The 17,702-nt window shown below is 67.8% G+C and carries 15 protein-coding genes; 6 read left to right on the top strand and 9 right to left on the bottom strand.

Translation table 11 applies throughout. The features are described from left to right. The first annotated feature begins 130 nt into the window (after window positions 1-130). The gene (gene sepH, locus FDA38_RS18955; protein WP_137255327.1) at window positions 131-1,516 is read left to right on the top strand and encodes a septation protein SepH; all 1,386 of its coding nucleotides are present in this window, start codon (window positions 131-133) and stop codon (window positions 1,514-1,516) included. A 194-nt stretch (window positions 1,517-1,710) separates the two neighbouring features. Then, complete coding sequence (locus tag FDA38_RS18950) at window positions 1,711-2,118, top strand: hypothetical protein (protein ID WP_137255326.1); 408 nt, start codon at window positions 1,711-1,713, stop codon at window positions 2,116-2,118. A 3-nt stretch (window positions 2,119-2,121) separates the two neighbouring features. On the opposite strand, the gene FDA38_RS18945 is transcribed toward FDA38_RS18950, so the two are convergent. Beyond that, entirely contained in the window at window positions 2,122-2,505 is a 384-nt protein-coding gene (locus FDA38_RS18945) for a winged helix-turn-helix transcriptional regulator (protein WP_137255325.1), read from the bottom strand. Window positions 2,506-2,561: 56 nt separating this feature from the next. Between FDA38_RS18945 and FDA38_RS18940 the strand changes: the two genes are divergently transcribed. Next, window positions 2,562-3,359, top strand: a complete 798-nt coding sequence (locus FDA38_RS18940) for an NAD(P)H-binding protein (protein ID WP_137255324.1) — start codon at window positions 2,562-2,564, stop codon at window positions 3,357-3,359. Here FDA38_RS18940 and FDA38_RS18935 read toward each other — a convergent pair. Then, window positions 3,331-3,897, bottom strand: a complete 567-nt coding sequence (locus FDA38_RS18935) for a TetR/AcrR family transcriptional regulator (protein WP_137255323.1) — start codon at window positions 3,895-3,897, stop codon at window positions 3,331-3,333. The two genes, FDA38_RS18940 and FDA38_RS18935, sit on opposite strands and share 29 nt — an antisense overlap. A 96-nt stretch (window positions 3,898-3,993) precedes the next feature. Between FDA38_RS18935 and FDA38_RS18930 the strand changes: the two genes are divergently transcribed. From FDA38_RS18930 to FDA38_RS18920, 3 genes are all read left to right on the top strand, one after another. Continuing rightward, complete coding sequence (locus tag FDA38_RS18930; RefSeq protein WP_137255322.1) at window positions 3,994-5,364, top strand: MDR family MFS transporter; 1,371 nt, start codon at window positions 3,994-3,996, stop codon at window positions 5,362-5,364. A gap of 76 nt (window positions 5,365-5,440) precedes the next feature. Next, on the top strand, window positions 5,441-9,241 hold the full coding sequence (locus tag FDA38_RS18925) for a discoidin domain-containing protein (RefSeq protein WP_137255321.1): 3,801 nt from the start codon (window positions 5,441-5,443) through the stop codon (window positions 9,239-9,241). Window positions 9,242-9,248: 7 nt separating this feature from the next. Beyond that, on the top strand, window positions 9,249-10,337 hold the full coding sequence (locus tag FDA38_RS18920; protein ID WP_137255320.1) for a Gfo/Idh/MocA family protein: 1,089 nt from the start codon (window positions 9,249-9,251) through the stop codon (window positions 10,335-10,337). Window positions 10,338-10,362: 25 nt separating this feature from the next. Here the strand turns inward: FDA38_RS18920 and FDA38_RS18915 are convergent, their stop codons facing one another. The 7 genes from FDA38_RS18915 to FDA38_RS18885 are packed head-to-tail and all read right to left on the bottom strand — an operon-like array spanning window position 10,363 to window position 17,555. Then, entirely contained in the window at window positions 10,363-10,920 is a 558-nt protein-coding gene (locus FDA38_RS18915; protein WP_137255319.1) for a GNAT family N-acetyltransferase, read from the bottom strand. Then, window positions 10,917-12,170 (bottom strand): ROK family transcriptional regulator, encoded by a 1,254-nt coding sequence (locus FDA38_RS18910; RefSeq protein ID WP_137255318.1) that lies wholly within the window; start codon window positions 12,168-12,170, stop codon window positions 10,917-10,919. The genes FDA38_RS18915 and FDA38_RS18910 overlap by 4 nt, the downstream gene beginning before the upstream one ends. A 56-nt stretch (window positions 12,171-12,226) precedes the next feature. Then, window positions 12,227-13,480: an enolase C-terminal domain-like protein gene (locus tag FDA38_RS18905; RefSeq protein ID WP_137255317.1), complete on the bottom strand. Its 1,254-nt coding sequence runs from the start codon at window positions 13,478-13,480 to the stop codon at window positions 12,227-12,229. After that, window positions 13,481-14,356, bottom strand: coding sequence for an NAD-dependent epimerase/dehydratase family protein (locus tag FDA38_RS18900; RefSeq protein ID WP_170989787.1), 876 nt, complete (start codon window positions 14,354-14,356; stop codon window positions 13,481-13,483). It lies immediately after the preceding gene. Between the two features lie 7 nt (window positions 14,357-14,363). Further along, window positions 14,364-15,248 carry a carbohydrate ABC transporter permease gene (locus FDA38_RS18895; RefSeq protein WP_137255316.1) on the bottom strand — a complete coding sequence of 295 codons (885 nt, stop codon included), beginning with the start codon at window positions 15,246-15,248 and terminating at the stop codon, window positions 14,364-14,366. Then, window positions 15,245-16,159: a carbohydrate ABC transporter permease gene (locus FDA38_RS18890; protein ID WP_137255315.1), complete on the bottom strand. Its 915-nt coding sequence runs from the start codon at window positions 16,157-16,159 to the stop codon at window positions 15,245-15,247. Before FDA38_RS18890 ends, FDA38_RS18895 begins: the two co-directional genes overlap by 4 nt. 4 nt (window positions 16,160-16,163) lie before the next feature. Continuing rightward, entirely contained in the window at window positions 16,164-17,555 is a 1,392-nt protein-coding gene (locus tag FDA38_RS18885; protein ID WP_233714788.1) for an ABC transporter substrate-binding protein, read from the bottom strand. Window positions 17,556-17,702: the final 147 nt, after the last annotated feature.

Below are 17,702 nucleotides of genomic sequence, written 5' to 3'. Positions count from 1 at the left end.
CCCTGGTGACCAGGCAAGATGTGATTTCGTGACGTAACCTCCACAATGACCGGGCGGCACGGCGCGCCGGTCTTGGTCAGGCCCAGCGTCCGGGAGAGACTGTCTAGAACCGCACAGGAGAACAAGGTCAATGCGCGAGGCGAGGCTCGTCGGTCTGAGCCAGGATGGAACACAACTCATCCTGGCGCTGGCAGAGACGGGTGAGGAGTTCGCCGTACCGGTCGACGACCGGTTGCGTGCGGCCCTCCGCGGAGACCGTGCCCGACTCGGCCAGCTGGAGATTCAAATGGAGAGCGCGCTGCGCCCACGAGACATCCAGGCTCGTATCCGCGCCGGCGAAAGTCCCGAGGCGGTTGCCGCCATCGCCCAGATGCCGATGGAACGCGTGATGGCGTTCGCCGGCCCGGTCCTGGCCGAGCGGGATCACATCGCCAGCCTCGCGCAGCGTGCGTCGGTCCGTCGTCGTGGCGGCGGTGACGCCCCGACCCGGAACCTCGGTGCGTGGGTGACCGACCGGCTGCGGACCCGTCACGTCGACCCGGCCTCGGCCGAGTGGGACGCGTGGCGGCGCGAGGACGGCCGCTGGGCGGTCCGCGTCTCGTACTTCGTCGAGTCCGAGGACGAGGCGGAGAAGAAGGACGAGAAGATCGCCATGTTCGCGTACGACGCTCCCGGGCGGTACGCGGTACCGGATGACGACGAGGCGCGGTGGCTGGTCGGCGAGCAGGCGCAGGTCATGCCGACGCCGGTCCAGCCGCAGCCGGGTGAGCGTCGGCTGGCTGCCGTTGCGGACATCGACCCGCTGATCGCGCCGGACCATGGTGCCGACAGCTACGAGGCCGGCTTCGAGGACACGGTCGGCCTGCGCCGCCGAAACCACCCGGTTTCCCGCGAGGGTGCAGAGCCTCCGCGCGAGACACGCGACTTCGTCCGCGAGGCGCGAGAGCTCAACCGGGACACGCGTGACTACCCACGCGAGGGCGGGCGTGACTACCCGCGTGAGGTTTCCCGCGACGCCGGTCGATCCCATGACCCCGACCGTGGTCCGCGGCGCGTGCACTCGGTGCCGAACCCGGACGAGGAGCCGACGCTGATCGACGTACCTGTCGACCAGCCGCCGGCGCCGCGACCGGCAGTCCGCGCGGTCGAGCGTCCCGCCGATCCGCCGGCGTTCGCCTCCCCCGCACCCGAGGAGACCCCGGCCGAGGCTCGTCAGTCACGTCCGCAGCAGCCTCGCCCCGCGGACCCTCGCCGCGCCGAGCCCACCAGCGAGCCGACCGAGGCGTCCCGCCCGGCCGAAGCCCGCCGTCCGGAGCCTGCCGCCAAGGCCGCGCCGTCGCCGCACGTCGAGCCCGACCCGGTGGTGGAGGTCCCGCAGCCCGCGGAAGCCGACGCCACCGAGCCTGCCGCGACGGAAGAGTCCCAGGCGGAGCCGAAGAAGAAGGCGGCCCGTCGGGGCAAGCGCGCGAGCGTGCCGAGCTGGGACGAGATCATGTTCGGCAAGAAAGCCGACTGACACATCACGGACCGTCGTCCCAGATTGCGGACGATGTTTGCCGGTGGACCCGCGGTCCTGCAATGATCATCCGCATGCAGATGCTGTGTTGTTGCTGTTGTCAGTGTTGTCACTGACGCGCGCCGAGTCCGGCGCACGAGGCCCTGCCCCTTTCCGTGGCCCGCCCGCCGACACAGCACTCACAGGAACTTCGCATGAATCTCCCGGCTCTTGCCGATCTGCTCGCGTCTCGTGGTCTCCGACTGCTCCCCGGTTCGTACGCCGTCCCGGTCGAGCTGCTCGTACAGTTGCCTGACGCAACGATCGCCCGGTTCTCCGCCCGCGGTACGACGCTCCGCATGCGCAGCTACTCCCCCGACGCACTGACCACGATCACCATCCCGGCCGAATGCGGCTGCGGCGACCACCACCCGCAGACCGGCCCGGCCCGCGTGACGCTCAGCCGGTACGCCGTACCGCTCGAAGAGCACGTCATCGATGGCGAGCTCGAGTTCGGCTGGCAGCACCACGAAGCCGGCGACCTCCGTCTGGCCGACACCCTCCCGCACCTTTTCGCTCTGGTCGACGTCCTGCGCAACCGCGAACTGATCGGCGTCGCCTGAGACTCAGGGACGGCGGTGGGCGGGTTGAGTCGTGTCGAACTCCTGCCGGGCCTTCTCGACCTCGGTGAGGTTGGGTGACCAGTCGGCGAGGGCGTGGAAGAGCGGAGCGAGGCTGCGGCCGAGCGGGCTGATCTCATACTCGACTCGCGGCGGGACCTCGGCGTGGTACTCGCGGACCACCAGCCCGTCACGTTCCAGCTGACGCAGGCGCTGCGTCAGCACTTTCGGGGTGATGACGCCGATCCGGCGCTCGAGCTCGACGAACCGCTGCCGGCCGTACTCGTTCAGGGTCCACAGGATCGGGGTCGTCCACCGGCTGAAGACCAGGTCGACGACCGGTGCGATCGGACAGGCCTGGACCGGCTCAACTGCTGTGGTCTCGTTCACAATCCCAATACTATCCTGTAGGTACCTAGTATCCCGAGGCCAGTAGCGTCCTCCTCATGATCGTGATCACCGGAGCAACCGGCAACGTAGGCCGCCCACTCGTCCAGTCCCTGATCGCCGCCGGCGAGGACGTCGTCCCCGTCTCGCGGCGCGGCGAAGGCCACCAGGTCGACCTGACCGAACCCGAAACCCTGAAGCCCGCCCTCGACGGCGCGAAGGCCGTCTTCCTCCTCACCTCCGCCGACTTCCTTGCCGGCGGCAACCTCCAGGACGTCGTCGACGTGATCAAGGCGGCCGGCGTGCCGCGCGTCGTCCTGCTGTCCTCCCAAGGCGTCGGCACCAAGCGCCATCCGTCGATCCACGAGGACGCCGTCACCGGGTCCGGTCTCGAGTGGACGATCCTGCGACCGGGCAATTTCGCCAGCAACGCATTCCAGTGGGCCGACTCCGTCCGTACGCAGCGCGCCATGGCCGCGCCATTTGCGGACGTCGCACTACCGACCGTCGACCCGGCTGACATCGCCGAGGTTGCAGCGGCGGCACTCACCGACGCGAGCCACGCGGGGGCGATCTACACGCTCACCGGTCCGGTCGCCATCTCTCCCCGCGAGCAGGCCGCGGTGATCGCGAGTGCTGTCGGCGAGCCGGTGCAGTTCACCGAACTCAGCCGGGACCAGGCGCGGGCGGGCATGCTGAACTTCATGCCCGAGCCGGTGGTCGAGGCGACTCTCGACGTCCTCGGTTCGCCGTCCGCGGGTGAGCAGCAGGTCAGTCCTGACGTCCACGCCGTGCTCGGGAGAGCACCGCGGACCTTCGCCGACTGGGTCAGTCGGAACGTCCAGGCCTTCCGCTGACCAGCGGCAGGAACACGTCATCGACAAGTGATGTGAGCGCGGACGGCGGTAGCGGTTCGCGGGCGAACAGCATCTCGTGACGCAGCAGGTTGGTGGGAGCGGTGAGCACCCGGTCGGGCACGTCCGCCGTCGGGATCTCACCGCGCTCCGCCGCACGCTTCACGATCGTCGCCATCACGCTCGACATCCGGGTGTAGACCTCCGGATCCAAGTCCGGAGCCTCCGCCAGCAACCCGTGGACGACATCCGGCCCGAGCGTCGCGAACCGATCGGCCATCAGGCGCAGTACGCCGAGTACGTCGTCGCGCAGGCTCCCGGTGTCCGGCACGTTCTCGACGATCGAGCCGGTGCGGTGCCGCATCGCCGCGACCACCAGCTCGGCCCGGTTGCGCCACCGCCGGTACAGCACCTGCTTCCCGGTGTGCGCCCGGGCCGCGACGGCCTCCATCGTCAGCCGCGCGTACCCGGACTCCATCAGCTCGTCCCAGGCCGCGTCGAGCAGGACGGCCTCGAGCTCCGCACCCCTCCGACGCTCCACGACACCAACTCCTCGAAAAGAGACCTTGCGTCTCTTATACAGCCGAGCCTACTCTACAAGCGGTAAGAGACGCACCGTCTCTAAGGAGTTTCTCGGATGACAACCGCACCCACCACGGACCGCCTCGACCGGGCGGTCCTCAAACTCGCCGCCGTGCTGGTGCTCGGCGCTCTGGCCCCACTACTCGACAGCACGATCGTCACCGTCGCGATCCACACGCTCGGCATCGAGCTGCACACCTCGGTGTCCACGGTCCAATGGGTCAGTACGGCGTACCTGCTGGCGCTCGCGATGGCGGTCCCGATCACCGGCTGGGCCGCGAACCGGTTCGGCGCCAAGCGGATGTGGATCATCGCGCTCGCGCTGTTCCTGATCGGCTCGATGCTCTGCGGCATCGCTTGGAACATCGGCTCGCTGATCGCGTTCCGCGTGGTCCAAGGCGTCGGCGGCGGGCTGATGCTCCCGATCCTGCAGACCCTGCTGCTGCGCGCCGCCGGCCGTGATCGCATCGGTCGCCTGATGGCCGTCGTCACGCTGCCCGCCTTGATCGGCCCGATCCTCGGCCCGGTGATCGGCGGCGTTCTCGTCGGTCACCTCGACTGGCGCTGGATCTTCTACGTCAACGTCCCGATCTGCATCGCCGCGATCGTCTTCGCCGTCCGCGAGCTCAAACCGGATCCCGAGCCGACCGCCGCGGCCCTCGACGTACCAGGTCTGCTCCTGATCTCGCCCGCTTTGGCGGGCATCATCTACGGCCTCAGCCAGGTCGGCGATCACGGCTTCGGCAACGCCCGCGTCCTCATCCCACTCGTCGCCGGGATCGCACTCCTGGCCGCCTTCGCCCTCCGACGGGTCAAGGACCCGCTCATCGATCTCTCGCTCTTCCGCACCAAGTCCTTCACCGCATCGACCGCGCTCCTGTTCCTCACCGGCTTCGGTCTGTACGGCGCGATGCTGCTCCTCCCGCTCTTCTACCAGCAGGCGCGCGGCGAGACCGTCACGGCTGCCGGGCTGCTTCTCGTGCCCCAGGGCATCGGCAGCCTGATCGCCCGCACGGCCGGCGGACTCACCGACCGCTATGGTCCTCGCTCGGTCATCCTCGTCGGCATCGTGCTCACGACGCTCGGGACGATCCCGTTCGCCTTCACCGGTACGGCGTGCTGGCTGTTGGCCGTCGCCCTGGTCGTCCGTGGCGCCGGGCTGAGTGCGGTCATGCTCGCCGTGATGGTCGGCGCGTTCCGCGACCTCGAGCCGGCCCAGATCCCGCACGCGAGCAGTACGACGCGGATCATGCAGCAACTCGGCGGCGCTTTCGGTGCCGCGACGCTGGCCGTGGTCCTGCAGAAGCAGTTATCCGGGCACCCCGCGTCGACGGCGTACGCCCACAGCTTCGCGTGGGCCATCGGGTTCACCGTGATCGCCGCCGTACCGGCACTCTTCCTGCCCCGGCGCCGGGCTCTTGAATAAGTAACACGCTTGGTTTAACTTATCCGCGCAGCTGCTCTCTCCTGTGTACTCCGGTCCGCCACCTGGAGGTTTCCACATGCCCAGACGCCTGCTTGCGCGGGTACTTCCTGCTGTTCTGCTGGCGAGCGTGATCGCCGCACCGGCAGCGCACGCCGCCACCATGTATCCCAGCGGGGTCGGCACCGATCTCGGTCCGACCCCGACCACCCTCGGCGTACAGCCCGCTGCCGGCGACGACCCGGCCGGACTCCGCACCGGCACCGAACAGGGCCGCACCTACTGGCAGACGAACCAGGCTGCCGGCACCGGCTACCTCGAGTTCGACGTCGACCACGATTACGTGGACGAGATCGGCACCGACGACGTCCTGGTGACGGTGACCTATCTCGACAGCGGCTCCGGCACCCTCGACCTGCAGTACGACGCCAAGACCAACCCGCAGCAGGACGCGACCGACATCCAGCTGACCAATACCGGCACCTGGAAGACCGGCGTCTTCTCGCTCACCGACATCGGCTTCACGAACCGCCTCGGCGACGCCGACGTCCGCGTCTTCGGAGCCGGCGCCGACATCACGATCGCGAGCCTGCGGATCAGTACGGCGGGCGCATCGGTCCAGCTCGGCGCGACGCCGGTGCAGAACGGCATCAGCCCGCGCGCCGGCGACGACGCGTCGCACCTGATCACCGGCGTACAGGACGGTCGCGCGTACTGGCAGACCGACCACACCGCGCCGTCGCCGGGGACGAACTTCTTCTACATGAACGTCGCCGACACCTACCTGTACGACAACCACAGCCTGGCGCTGGTCAGCATCGACTACTTCGACGAGGGCAACGGCCAGTTCGGCCTGCACTACGACTCCCCCGGCGAAACGATCCCGGAGAAGTTCAAGAACTCCGAGGTGATCCGCTACGGCGACACCAAGACCTGGAAGACGTACACGTTCGCGCTGCCCGACGCGGTGATGACGAACCGCTCGAACGGCGGCGACTTCCGCATCCACAACGGCGACGGATCGGTCGACCTCAAGGTCGCCGCGGTCCGCGTCGCCAAGGTCGCGACCACGCTCGACGTCACCGAAGGCCTCGTCGACCTGATCGGTCAGGCGACGCGCGCCCAGAAGGCAGCCCGCGAAGGCACCCGCGACGGCCAGTACCCGGTCGGCAGCCGCGCCGCCCTGCAGTCTGCGATCGACGACGCTCAGGCGGTCGCATCCACTTCGGGCGTCACCGACGTACAGGTGAAGGCCGCGCTCACGACTCTGCAGGCCAAGCTCGACGCCTTCACCGCGTCGATCGTCGACACCAACTTCGCCCCGAGCGGTACGGCGACGGCCAGCAACGGACCGGCCGCAACCGTCAACGACCGGGACGACAGCACGTCCTGGACCGGCGGCGCCGACTCGTGGCTGCAAATCGATCTGGGCAAGCCGCGACCGGTGAACGACGTACGCGTCGAATGGGCCGAGGCCTACTCCCCCGACTACACCGTCCAGGTCTCGAACGACGGCAAGAAGTTCACCAGCGTCGGCCGGATCGGATCACCGGGCGGTAACCAGGTCAGCCGGACCAGGTTCGCGACCACGAGCGCCCGCTACGTCCGCGTCGCGATGACCGGCGCCGACTCGTTCATCGTCAAGGAACTCCAGCTCCGGCTCACGCCGGTCGTCACCCCGAAGCCGAAGCTGGTGCAGACCAGCAACCCGACCGAGGACGGCGTCATCGCCGACTTCGACGCAACGCAGTACGGCGCCGACCGCACCGGCCGGCGTGACTCCACCAAGGCCATCCAGGAGGCGATCTACGCCTGTCAGGACGCGGGCGGCGGCACGGTCTGGCTGCCGGCCGGTCAGTACAAGGTGACCGACACGATCGAGGTGCACGCGTTCTGCAGCCTCCGTGGCGACCACGGCCAGAAGCTCGGCACCGGCACCGTGATCATCGCGGATCTCCCGTCCGGCGACGACGGGCCGAGCCTGTTCCGGATCGGCGGCAGCGCGGGCGTCCTCGGCGTCACGACGTACTACCCGAACCAGAGCGCGACCAAGCCGGTCCCGTACGGCTACACGTTCGAGATCCCCGGCGGCGCCTGGATCGGTAACGAGAACTACATGATGTCGACGGTCTCCGACGTCACCATGCTCAACTCGTACCGCGGGATCGGCGTCAGCACGATGCCGAACGACCACGGCAACGCACCGAGCTCGGGCCAGGTGCACGAGTCGACGACGATCCGCAACGTGACCGGTACGGCGCTGTTCGAGGGCGCCCGGGCCTACAACGGCGCCGACGTCGGCACCTGGGAGAACGTTGCCTTCAGCAACATGTACTGGGCATCGGCGCCCAAGGCCTTCAACCCGCCGTCGCGCCAGGCGCTCGACGCCTGGACCCGGGCGCACGGCACCGGTCTCGTCCTCGGCGACCTCGAGTGGGACCAGTTCTACCGGATCAGCGTCAGCGACTACCTCGTCGGGATCCACGTGGTCGCGGGTCAGCGGGCACAGTTCACCGGCAGCTTCCTCCAGCCCGACGTTCGCCGGACCGGGACCGGACTGCTCGTCGACGTGATGGACGACCGGTGGGGCCTGACCCTGGCCGGCGGTCACGTCGACGGCGGGATCACCAACAACTCGGCCGGGTACGTGAAGATCACCGGTACCGACGTCAGCGGTGCGGTCTCCGGGATCGTCCACCGGATGTCCGGCACAGCACCGACGTACGACCAGAAGCCGCTGCCCAAGCCGGTGCAGCAGCTGTACGTCGTGGACGCGCCGCACGGAGTCGGCTACCTACCTGCCGCCGACGCGACGCGGGACGTCCAGAAGGTGCTCGATCGCGCCGGCCGTGACGGTGGCGGCATCGTGTATCTGCCGGCCGGGTGGTACCGGATCAGCACGCACCTGTCGGTTCCGGCGAAGGTCGAGTTGCGGGGCGCGTCCGCCGTACCGAACCGGGATCAGGGTGGTGCGAGCGGCGGGACCGTGCTGCAGGCGTTCGAGCGGAATACCGATACCGCGCTGATCACGCTCAAGAGCAAGGCGGGTGTGCGCGGGCTGCGGGTGTTCTACCCGGAGAACAACCCGGGCAAGGCTGAGGGCGTCGTTCCCTATCCTTACGCGATCCGCGGTACGGCCGGCGGCAACTACGTGATCAACGCCGGCTTCCCGAACGCCTGGGACGGCATCGACCTCAGCGGCGACAACGTCGTCGTACGGAAGGTCGCCGGCGCGTTCTTCGACCATGCGATCTCGATCAGGGCGGGTAAGAACGGCCGGGTCGAGGGCGTGCTGTCGAACGGGAACGCGGTCACCCGGGTCGGGTACCAGGAGCCGTACTGGATGAACGAGGGCAGCATCTTCGAGTTCGTCATCGACAAGTACATGCGCAAGACGGCGAAGATCGTCACGGTCGACGGCGCTCGTGGGCTGACCCTGCTCGACGTGTTCGCGTACGGCTTCCACGACGGGCTGGTGGTGAACTCGGGCCAGGTCGACGCGTTCAACCTCGGCACCGACAACCTCGGGACCGACGGCCACACGATCCAGGTGATCAGCGGCGACGTCGAGGCGACCAACCTGGCCCGGTACAACGGCGCTACGCTCAGCGGTACGGCGACCTTGCACAACGTGATGGTGATCAACGTCGTCCAGCGCAGCGTCGCGGTCCAGGCCAACGGGAACGGCACGGTGAAGATCGCCGGGAACGAGTCCGAGCCCGGGAAGTACGAGTTCGGCGCGCAGGTGACCGTGACTGCGACGCCATCATCGGATAGCGTTTTCCAGAGTTGGACCGTGAACGGGACCGTGGTGTCGACAACGCCGTCGTACACCTTCACCGTCAGCACGGACCAGGTTCTGACCGCGAACTTCCAGTAGGAGCGAGATGGCTGACACACAACAGCAAGTCGCGATCGTGGGCTGCGGCATCATCGGCAAGCGCCACGCGGCGACCATCGCGGAACGGCCGGACGCGATCGTCACCGCGCTCGTCGACCCGGACGCCGCCGCCCGGGAGGCGGTGCTGGCGCAGCTGACCGCGGCCGGTCAGCCGGAGCCGAAGCAGTACGACGACCTGACCGCGGCGCTGAGTGGGTCGGATATCTCGCTCGTCGCGGTCTGTACGCCGAGCGGTATGCACGCTGAGCTGGCCGAGGAGGCGCTGAACGAGCGGAAGCACGTCGTCGTCGAGAAGCCGATCGACGTCGACCTGGGCCGGGCGCGTCGCCTCGGTGCGGCGGCGGCCCGGGCCGCTGGTCAGGGTGTGCAACTGTCGGTGATCAGTCAGCACCGGTTCGACGCCGGCAGCGCGGTGATCAAGGAGGCGATCGACGCCGGGCGGTTCGGGCAGCTGACGTCCTGCGTCGCGACGGTCGCCTGGTGGCGGAGCGACGAGTACTACGCGTCGGCCGGCTGGCGCGGGACCTGGGCGCAGGACGGCGGTGGCGCGCTGATGAACCAGGGCGTGCACACCGCCGACCTGATGCTGTGGTTCATGGGCCGCCCGGTCAACATCCAGGCGCAGGCGCTGCGGGCGGCACACCACGCGATCGAGGTCGAGGACACGGTGGTCGCGACGATCACGTTCGAGAACGGCGCGGTCGGCACGCTGCACGCGACGACGGCGGCGTACCCGGGTGGGCGGACGCGGGTGTCGGTCCACGGCACCGAGGGTGGTGCTGAGGTGGAGGACGATCGCCTGAGCCGGCTGAACGTCGACGGCTCGAAGGACGAGGCTTCGGTCGACGTCGGCGATCCGGGTGAGCACAAGGCGCAGTACGACAACATCCTGACGGCAATCGCCGCAGGCAACCAACCCGCCATCACCGTCCAGGACGGCATCAACGCCCTGGCGCTCGTGAGGGCGATCTACATCGCCTCCACCCTCCAACGCCCCGTAAAATTCGAAGACGTCCTCGAAGGAAAGTACGACGACGTAGACGTCTCCCGCGGAGTAGGCCTCCCACCCAACTGAATCCAGGACGAGCCCGGCGTCGCGACTAGGCGCCGGGCTCGCGGTTGTTCAGGGTTCGTTGGTAGAGGTTGCAGTCTTGCCAGGTGCCGGCGATGTAGAGGTAGGTGGGGGCGAAGCCGATTTGTTCGAAGCCTGTGCGTTGGAGGACTCGTTGGGAGGCGAGGTTGTGTTTCAGGGTGCTGGCTTCGATTCGGTGGAGTTTGTAGTGGGTGTCGGCTAGATCCGCGACTGCCTCGACGGCGAGTGTGGCGAGGCCGCGACCAGTCACGTCGCCGGCTAGCCAGTAACCGAGGCTTGCGCTGCGGAACGGGCCGGCGACGACGTCCTGCAGCGTGAGAGCGCCGATGACGCGGTCAGCCTCGACCAGGACCCACGGCACGACGTGCCCGTTCTTGTAGCGCTCGAGCGTGCTCGTCAGCCGCTCCCGCTGACCGGCAACCGTGAACCAGCTCTCCGGTCGCGCCGGCTCCCACGGCGACAGATGGTCCCACGACCGGGTGTACGCATCCGCCAACGCGGCAGCGTCATCGAGAGTGGCAATCCGGAGTTGTACGTCGGAAGTCAGCGAGCGGGCCTCAGTCACTTCGGCAGCCTACGTGCCTGGCTGGAGCCCGACACGCGAGGGGTGAACGCATCATGGAAGATCGTCGACGCCGCCCCGACAGCGGCCGCGTCGGTCTGCAACATCGACTCCTCGACGGCGACCGGCCGCGTCTCCCGAGCCACCGGATGCGCGTTCACCGCACGCCCGATCTCGGTCAGGAAGATCTCCGAGATCTCCTTCATGTACGCCGGTCCTCCCAGCACCACCAGATCGATATCGAGCAGATCCACCAACCCGACAGCGCCCTGCCCGACCACTCGCGCCACCTGCGTGACCGCCTTCACCGCGGCCGCATCACCATCCGCGGCCGCCTTGCACACCGCCTTGTACCGCTTCGCCTCATCGGTCGCACCCGGATCGGTCTCGACGTACCCGAACTCGGCCGCGATCACCGGCAACGACGCCGTCGGGTTGCACTCTGGCACCATCCGCGGCCCGTCCTCCGGGTCCCACTCCCCCATCCGCAGCGCCGCGATCTGCCCGAACTCGCCCGCGTTCGCCGAACCACCACGGTAGATCGACCCGTTCAGGATCAACCCGCTGCCGACGCCCGTACCGAGGTACAGGTACGCGAAGTCCCGCGCCCGCGCCGACCGCCCGATCCAGCGCTCGCCGATGGCGGCCGCCGTACCGTCCTTCTCCACGAGCACCGGATGGTTCAACCGCTCCTGCAGCAGCTTCCGGATCTGCAGCCCACGCCAGGCCGGCTGCAGCGGAAGCGCGAGCAGCGACCCGTCCGTGTCGATCGGCCCGGGTACGGCGACGCCGACGCCGAGCATCGAGGCGGGATCGACCTGGCTGATGCTCAACGCCGCGGTCACCGTCGCCGCGGTCAGGTCGATCAACTTGCCCGCCTCGAGACCGTCGGCGAGATCGACGGTCTCGCGCCGGACGATCGTCCCGTCCAGGTCCACGACCGCGACGGTCAGTAACTCCGGATCGATGTGGATACCCACCGCATGAGCCGCGTTCGACCGCATCCGCACCGGGGTGCGCGGCTTCCCGAGCCGTTCGGCGCGCTCCTGCGCCTCCTCCACCAGCAGACCTTGCTGGAGGAGGATGCGCAGGATCCGCGACACCGACTGCTGGGTGAGACCGGTCCGGCGGGAGATCTCGGTCCTGCTGATGATGCCGGCCAGCCGGATCGTCTCGATGATCACGGCCTCGTTGAACGAGCCCAGGTCGTACTGGTTCGCGCCTGCCTGGCGCAGCTCCGTCAGGTCGTTCATCTCCACCTCCCCGTCTCACCTCGAGTAGCCGCGATCGTACTGCCCACTGTCCGTCTTTACGGTGCTTCGAGCGCTCCGTCGATGCGTCGTACGCCGGCTGCCCACTCGTCGTGCCCGGACAGTTGCGCGGGATAACGAGCCGCCGCCTCCAGATCGACGTCGATACCCCAGCCCGGCGCCTCGTTCGGGCGCAGCCAGCCGTCCTCGATCCGCAGCGTCCCGGGGAACACCTCGTGCACCGCGTCGTCGTAGATGTGGCCTTCTTGGATGCCGAAGGCAACCGAACTCACATCGAGCGCGACGTTCGCCGCGGCTCCGATCGGCGAGGTGTCGCCCGGCCCGTGCCACGCCGTCCGTACGCCGGAGATCTCGGCCAGATCCGCGAGCTTGCGGGCCGGGGTCAGACCGCCGATGTCCGAAACATGCGATCGAATGAAGTCGACACCGCCGTCGCGGATCAGCCGGACCGCGTCGCCGAACGACGTCGTCAGCTCACCGACCGCCAGCGGCACCGGCGACGCCGCCCGCACCTCGGGCAGCCGGTCCCACAGCTCCGGCGCCAGCACGTCCTCGAGGAAGAACAACCGGTGCGGCTCGAGCGCACGAGCCAGCAGCACCGCTTCCTTCGGGGTCAGCCGCGAGTGGACGTCGTGCAGTAGCTCGATGTTGTCCGGCAGCGCGTGCCGAGCCTCGGCGAACAGCTCCGGCGTCGTCCGCAGGTAGTCCCGCGCCGACCAGCCGTTGTGGTACGGCGAATCCGGGTACAGCGTCGGCACCCGCGGAGCGCCGTACCCGCCGCCGCCCGGCGTGGACATCTGCAGCCGGATGTGGCGCCAGCCCTGCGCGATCAGCTTCTGGGCGTGGTCGATCGTTTCCTCGATCGTCTTGCCGCTGGCGTGGATGTACGTGTCGGCCGCGGCGCGGACCTTGCCGCCGAGCAGCTCGTACACCGGCATCCCGGCGCGCTTGCCGGCGATGTCCCACAGCGCCTGGTCGATCCCGGAGATCGCGTTGTTGGTGACGGGTCCGCCGCGCCAGTAACCGGAGTACCCGGCCAGTCGGGTCAGGTCGCCGATGTCACCGGGGTAGCGGCCGACGAGCAGCCGGGCCAGGTGCTCGTCGACGAACGTCTGCACCGCCTTCCACCGCTGGGTGAACGTGGCGCAGCCCAGCCCGTACAGGCCGGGTTCGGTGGTGTCGATCTTCACGACCACCAGCGGGATGCCTTGCGGCGCCGTGACGATCGCCTTCACCTCGCGGATCCGGATGTCGTCGCGGACGGGCCACGGCTGGTCGAAGTTCGAGGGCATTCAGAGCTCCAGAGGGAGAGTCGGTAGGTCGAGTTCGTGCTTGGCCCGGAAGCCGAGCACGGTCCGAATAGCGGTCAGGTCGAGCGGCACCTCGCGGCCGATGAAGCGCCGCGACCGCGGTACGTCCGGCGCGAACGCGTCGAGCAGGTCCTCGGTCTCGTACGGCGCGATGGTGGTGTCCGCGGCGACGAAGAACGTGTGCGCCCCGGACAACGACGCGGTCAGCCCGAGCTCCACGGCGTACGCCGAGTCCCGGGTGTCGAGGTAACTCCACGCCTCCCGTAGTCCGCCGGCCGGCTTCACCCGAGCATTCTCCGCCATCCGCTCGAGCACGTCCGGCGAGTTCACATGCGGGAACCGGAAGGAGACCACATCGATCCCCCACCGGCGCCAGGCCATCCGCGCGGTGTTCTCGTCGTTCTGCTTGGACAGCGAGTACCAGTCGCCGACATCGGTCGGCGCCTTCTCGTCCCACGGGAAGTACGGCTGGCGGATCTCGTGCGGGTTGAACGGGACGCCGGTCGCGTTGATGCTGCTCGCGATCACCGCCCGGTCGATGCCGAGGGCACCGGCCTGCGCGAGCACGTTGAACGTCGACACCACGTTGATCGAGTACACGTCGTACGGCGTACCGGCCGACGGGTGTGCGAGTGCCGCCAGGTGGACGACGTACTCCGCGCCCTCCAGCGCGCGGGCCACGTCGGTCTCCGAGCGGGTGTCGCCGATCAGCACCCGGTCCGCCTTCAGGTCCGGGTGCTCGACGTTCGACAGGGCGGTCACCTTCGCACCCAGTGCGTTCAGGTGCTCGACCGTGACCATCCCGATCCGGCCGGCGGCCCCCGTGACCAGCACGCGCCGGCCGTTCAGTTCATTCACTCTGGCCTCACTCTTTGATTCCCCCCGCCATCCCCACGCCGCGCAGGAACTGTTTCTGGAACAACAAGAACAACACCACAGGTATCAGAACCGCGAGGAACAGGGCGCTCATCTGCAGCGAGATCTCCGTGGTCTTCTGTACCCGCGGGAGGGCGACCGAGATCGGCTGCAGCGTCGGGTCCGGCAGTACGAGCAGTGGCCAGAGGTAGTCCTTCCACGAGCCGATCACCGTGAGCAGTGCGACGACTCCGACGATCGGCTTCGACAGCGGCAGGATCAGCGCGGTGAACAGCCGCAGGTTGCTCGCGCCGTCGATCCGGGCGGCCTCGATCAGCTCGCGCGGGATCGAGTCGAAGTACCGCTTCATCACCAGCACGTTGAACGCGCCGGCCGCCGACGGCAGCCAGACCGCCCAGAACGTGTTCTGCAGGCTGATCCCGAGCAGCGGCATCTTCAGCACCGTCATGTAGAGCGGGACCAGCGAGATGACACCGGGGAGGAACAGCGTCGCGAGGACGGCGCCGGTTATGATCGGGCCCCATTTCGGCCGCAGGATGCTCAGCACGAAGGCACCCGTCGTACACACGAACAGCGTCGAGATCATCGAGCCGATCGCGATGAACGCCGTGTTGCCGAGGTACGCGCCGATCTGGACGCGGTTCCAGGCGTCGGGGATGTTCTTCAGCTGGATCCCCGACGGCCACATCTGCATCGGGCCGCTCAGGATGTCCTGGCTGGTCGAGACACCGGACTTGAGCAGCCAGAGCAGCGGCCCGACACCGGCGACCGCGACCGCGATGAAGATCAGCACCTGGATCGCCGGCAGGCCGTAGCGGATCACACCGCGCTGCCGGTCGGCTGTGGAGATGATTCCGCGTTCCGTTGTGCTCATGTCGTACTCCAGCGGCGGGTGACGAAGTGGTAGACGACCGACAGTGCGCACAGGACCCCGGCGAGCAGGACGCTGAGCGCGGTCGCGGCGCCGAAGTCTCCGTTGACGAACGCGTACCGGTAGATCAGCAGCAGGACCGTCATCGTGGCGTTGTTCGGCCCGCCGCCGGTGAACAGGAACGGCTCGGTGAACACCTGGAACGTCCCGATCAGCTGCAGCAGCATCATGATCAGGATGATTCCGCGGATCTGCGGCAGCGTGACGTGCCAGACCCGGCTCCAGATCCCCGCCCCGTCCAGCTCGGCCGCCTCGTACAACTCCGTGCGTACGCCGGTCAGCGCCGCCAGGTAGATGATCGAGGTGGCGCCCGCGCCGGCCCAGGTCGCCTCGAGCACGATGGCCGGCATCGCCAGGGTCTGCGAGTTCAGCCAGGCGAACGGCCCGATCCCGAACCAGCCGAGGATCGAGTTGAAGACGCCCGCACCGCTCGGGTCGTAGAAGAACGTCCACAACAGGATCGCGGCCACCGGCGGAACGACCGCCGGCAGGTACGAGAGCACGTTGTACAGCCAGCCGGTCTTGCGCAGCTCGCTGATGAACACGGCCAGGAACAACGGCACGGGGAAGCCGAAGATCAGCGCCAGGAAGGCGAAGTACAACGTGTTGAGCGCCGCCTGCGGGAGCTGCGGATCGGTCAGCACGTAGCTGAAGTTCGACCAGCCGACCCACTCGGCCGGCGTGACCAGGTTGTTCTTCTGGAAGCTGAGCACCAGTCCGCGGATGATCGGGCCCCAGGAGAAGTACAGGAAGATCAGTACCAGGGGCAGCGCGAAGAAGATGCTGCTGAGCCCGCCGGAGCGGTACCAGGTGGCAACGCTCCGGCTCGACTTCTGGGTTCTTTGCTGGAACATGTGGCTACCGCGCGAGGCGTGCGTCGATCTTCGAGGCGGTGTCGCTGAGTAGCTTGTCGATGTCCGCGTCCTTCTTGGTCAGCACCTGCTGGACGACCGGGTCGAGCAGCGAGTAGACCTCCTGGCCCTTGTTCGACGGCTCGGGCAGCAGCTTCAGCGACGTGGTCGAGTCGATGTAGCCCTGGAACTGCTTGACCGGGACGTTCACGTACGGCTCACGCCACTTGTTGAACTGGTCGTACGTCGCCTGGCTAAGCGGGCTGATACCCGGGCGGCCGACGAAGCCCTTGTCGGCGATCGAGTTCTTGGCGTCCTGGACCGCGACCGACTCGGTCGTGTACTTGTCGAACTGGTCGAACTTGATCCACTTCAGCGCCGCGACGATCTCGTTCTTGGTCGCCTTCGGGCTGATCATCTTCAGCGAACCACCGGTCAGCGTGCCGTACGGGCCGCCGTCCTGCGGCAGGGCGCCCTCACCGAAGTCGGCGGGCTTCATGCCGAACTGCTTCACGCTCATGTCGTAGGCGTCCGGCGCCTGCAGGACCATGCCGATCTTGCCGGCCGCGAAGTCCTGGCGGACCTCCTCCTGGTTGTACAGGAACCGGCTGCCCATCGAGTTGTCGGTCCAGCGCATGTCCTTCAGCAGCTGCAGCGCCTTCTTGGTCGGCGCGTCGTTGAACGTGCTCTTCTTGCCGTCCGCGCTCTCGACCGTGCCGCCCATGCTGTAGGTCATCGTGGTCAGCATCCAGCCACCGGTGTTGTTGGTGGTGAGCTGCGAGTACCCGGCCTTGCCCGTCTTGTCGTGGATCTGCTTGGCGTACTGACGGACCTCGTCCCAGGTCGTCGGCGGCTTGTCCGGGTCCAGTCCGGCCTGCGTGAACAGCTTGCGGTTGTAGGCGATGCCGACCGAGAACACGTCGATCGGTACGCCGTAGATCCGGCCGTTCGCGTCCTGGACGATCTTCAGGACGTTCGGGTTCAGGTCCTTGGTCAGGTCGACCAGCTTCAGCTCGTCGGTGATGTCCGGCAGTTGCTTGTTCGGGATCATGTTGGCCGGCTCGGTGAAGCTGATGTTCATCACCGTCGGCAGCGTGCCGCCGGCCACCTGCGCCTGGAAGGTCTGCGCCTGCCAACTGGTCTCGGTCGACTTCACCGTGATGTTCGGGTTCTTCGCGGTGAAGTCTTTGATCTTCTGGTTGAACGCCTTGAGGTCGTTCGGCTTGTCGGGGGTCGGGCGGTCGCCGATCGTGATGGTCACCGGCGCGCTCTGGTCGATGTCGCCGCCCGCGCCGCCGGACGACGACGGCGTCGTGCCCTTCGCGCAACCGGCGGCGAGCATCAGCCCAGCCACACCCAGGGCAGTCCCATACCGGCCCCACCTGCTCATTCTCGTCATCGGAACTCCTCAGGTTTCCGGATGCCGCCGATGTGCTCTGAGCCACACACCGGCCAGGTCCCGAGTAAGTTAAACCAAGCGTGTTACTAACTCAAGACCTTGACAGCCCTCCATGCGATAACGCTTGCGCAACGACGCCGGAGGGAG

The organism is Kribbella jiaozuonensis (assembly GCF_005233875.1).
Lineage (GTDB): Bacteria > Actinomycetota > Actinomycetes > Propionibacteriales > Kribbellaceae > Kribbella > Kribbella jiaozuonensis.
This window is presented reverse-complemented; position numbering and strand designations above follow the sequence as displayed.

Excerpts from the sequence above, each read along its gene's own strand:
- sepH (WP_137255327.1), top strand. The coding sequence starts at position 131 with ATGCGCGAGGCGAGGCTCGTCGGTCTGAGCCAGGATGGAACACAACTC.
- FDA38_RS18950 (WP_137255326.1), top strand. The coding sequence starts at position 1,711 with ATGAATCTCCCGGCTCTTGCCGATCTGCTCGCGTCTCGTGGTCTCCGA.
- FDA38_RS18940 (WP_137255324.1), top strand. The coding sequence starts at position 2,562 with ATGATCGTGATCACCGGAGCAACCGGCAACGTAGGCCGCCCACTCGTC.
- FDA38_RS18930 (WP_137255322.1), top strand. The coding sequence starts at position 3,994 with ATGACAACCGCACCCACCACGGACCGCCTCGACCGGGCGGTCCTCAAA.
- FDA38_RS18925 (WP_137255321.1), top strand. The coding sequence starts at position 5,441 with ATGCCCAGACGCCTGCTTGCGCGGGTACTTCCTGCTGTTCTGCTGGCG.
- FDA38_RS18920 (WP_137255320.1), top strand. The coding sequence starts at position 9,249 with ATGGCTGACACACAACAGCAAGTCGCGATCGTGGGCTGCGGCATCATC.
- FDA38_RS18910 (WP_137255318.1), bottom strand. The coding sequence starts at position 12,170 with ATGAACGACCTGACGGAGCTGCGCCAGGCAGGCGCGAACCAGTACGAC.
- FDA38_RS18905 (WP_137255317.1), bottom strand. The coding sequence starts at position 13,480 with ATGCCCTCGAACTTCGACCAGCCGTGGCCCGTCCGCGACGACATCCGG.
- FDA38_RS18895 (WP_137255316.1), bottom strand. The coding sequence starts at position 15,248 with ATGAGCACAACGGAACGCGGAATCATCTCCACAGCCGACCGGCAGCGC.
- FDA38_RS18890 (WP_137255315.1), bottom strand. The coding sequence starts at position 16,159 with ATGTTCCAGCAAAGAACCCAGAAGTCGAGCCGGAGCGTTGCCACCTGG.
- FDA38_RS18885 (WP_233714788.1), bottom strand. The coding sequence starts at position 17,555 with ATGACGAGAATGAGCAGGTGGGGCCGGTATGGGACTGCCCTGGGTGTG.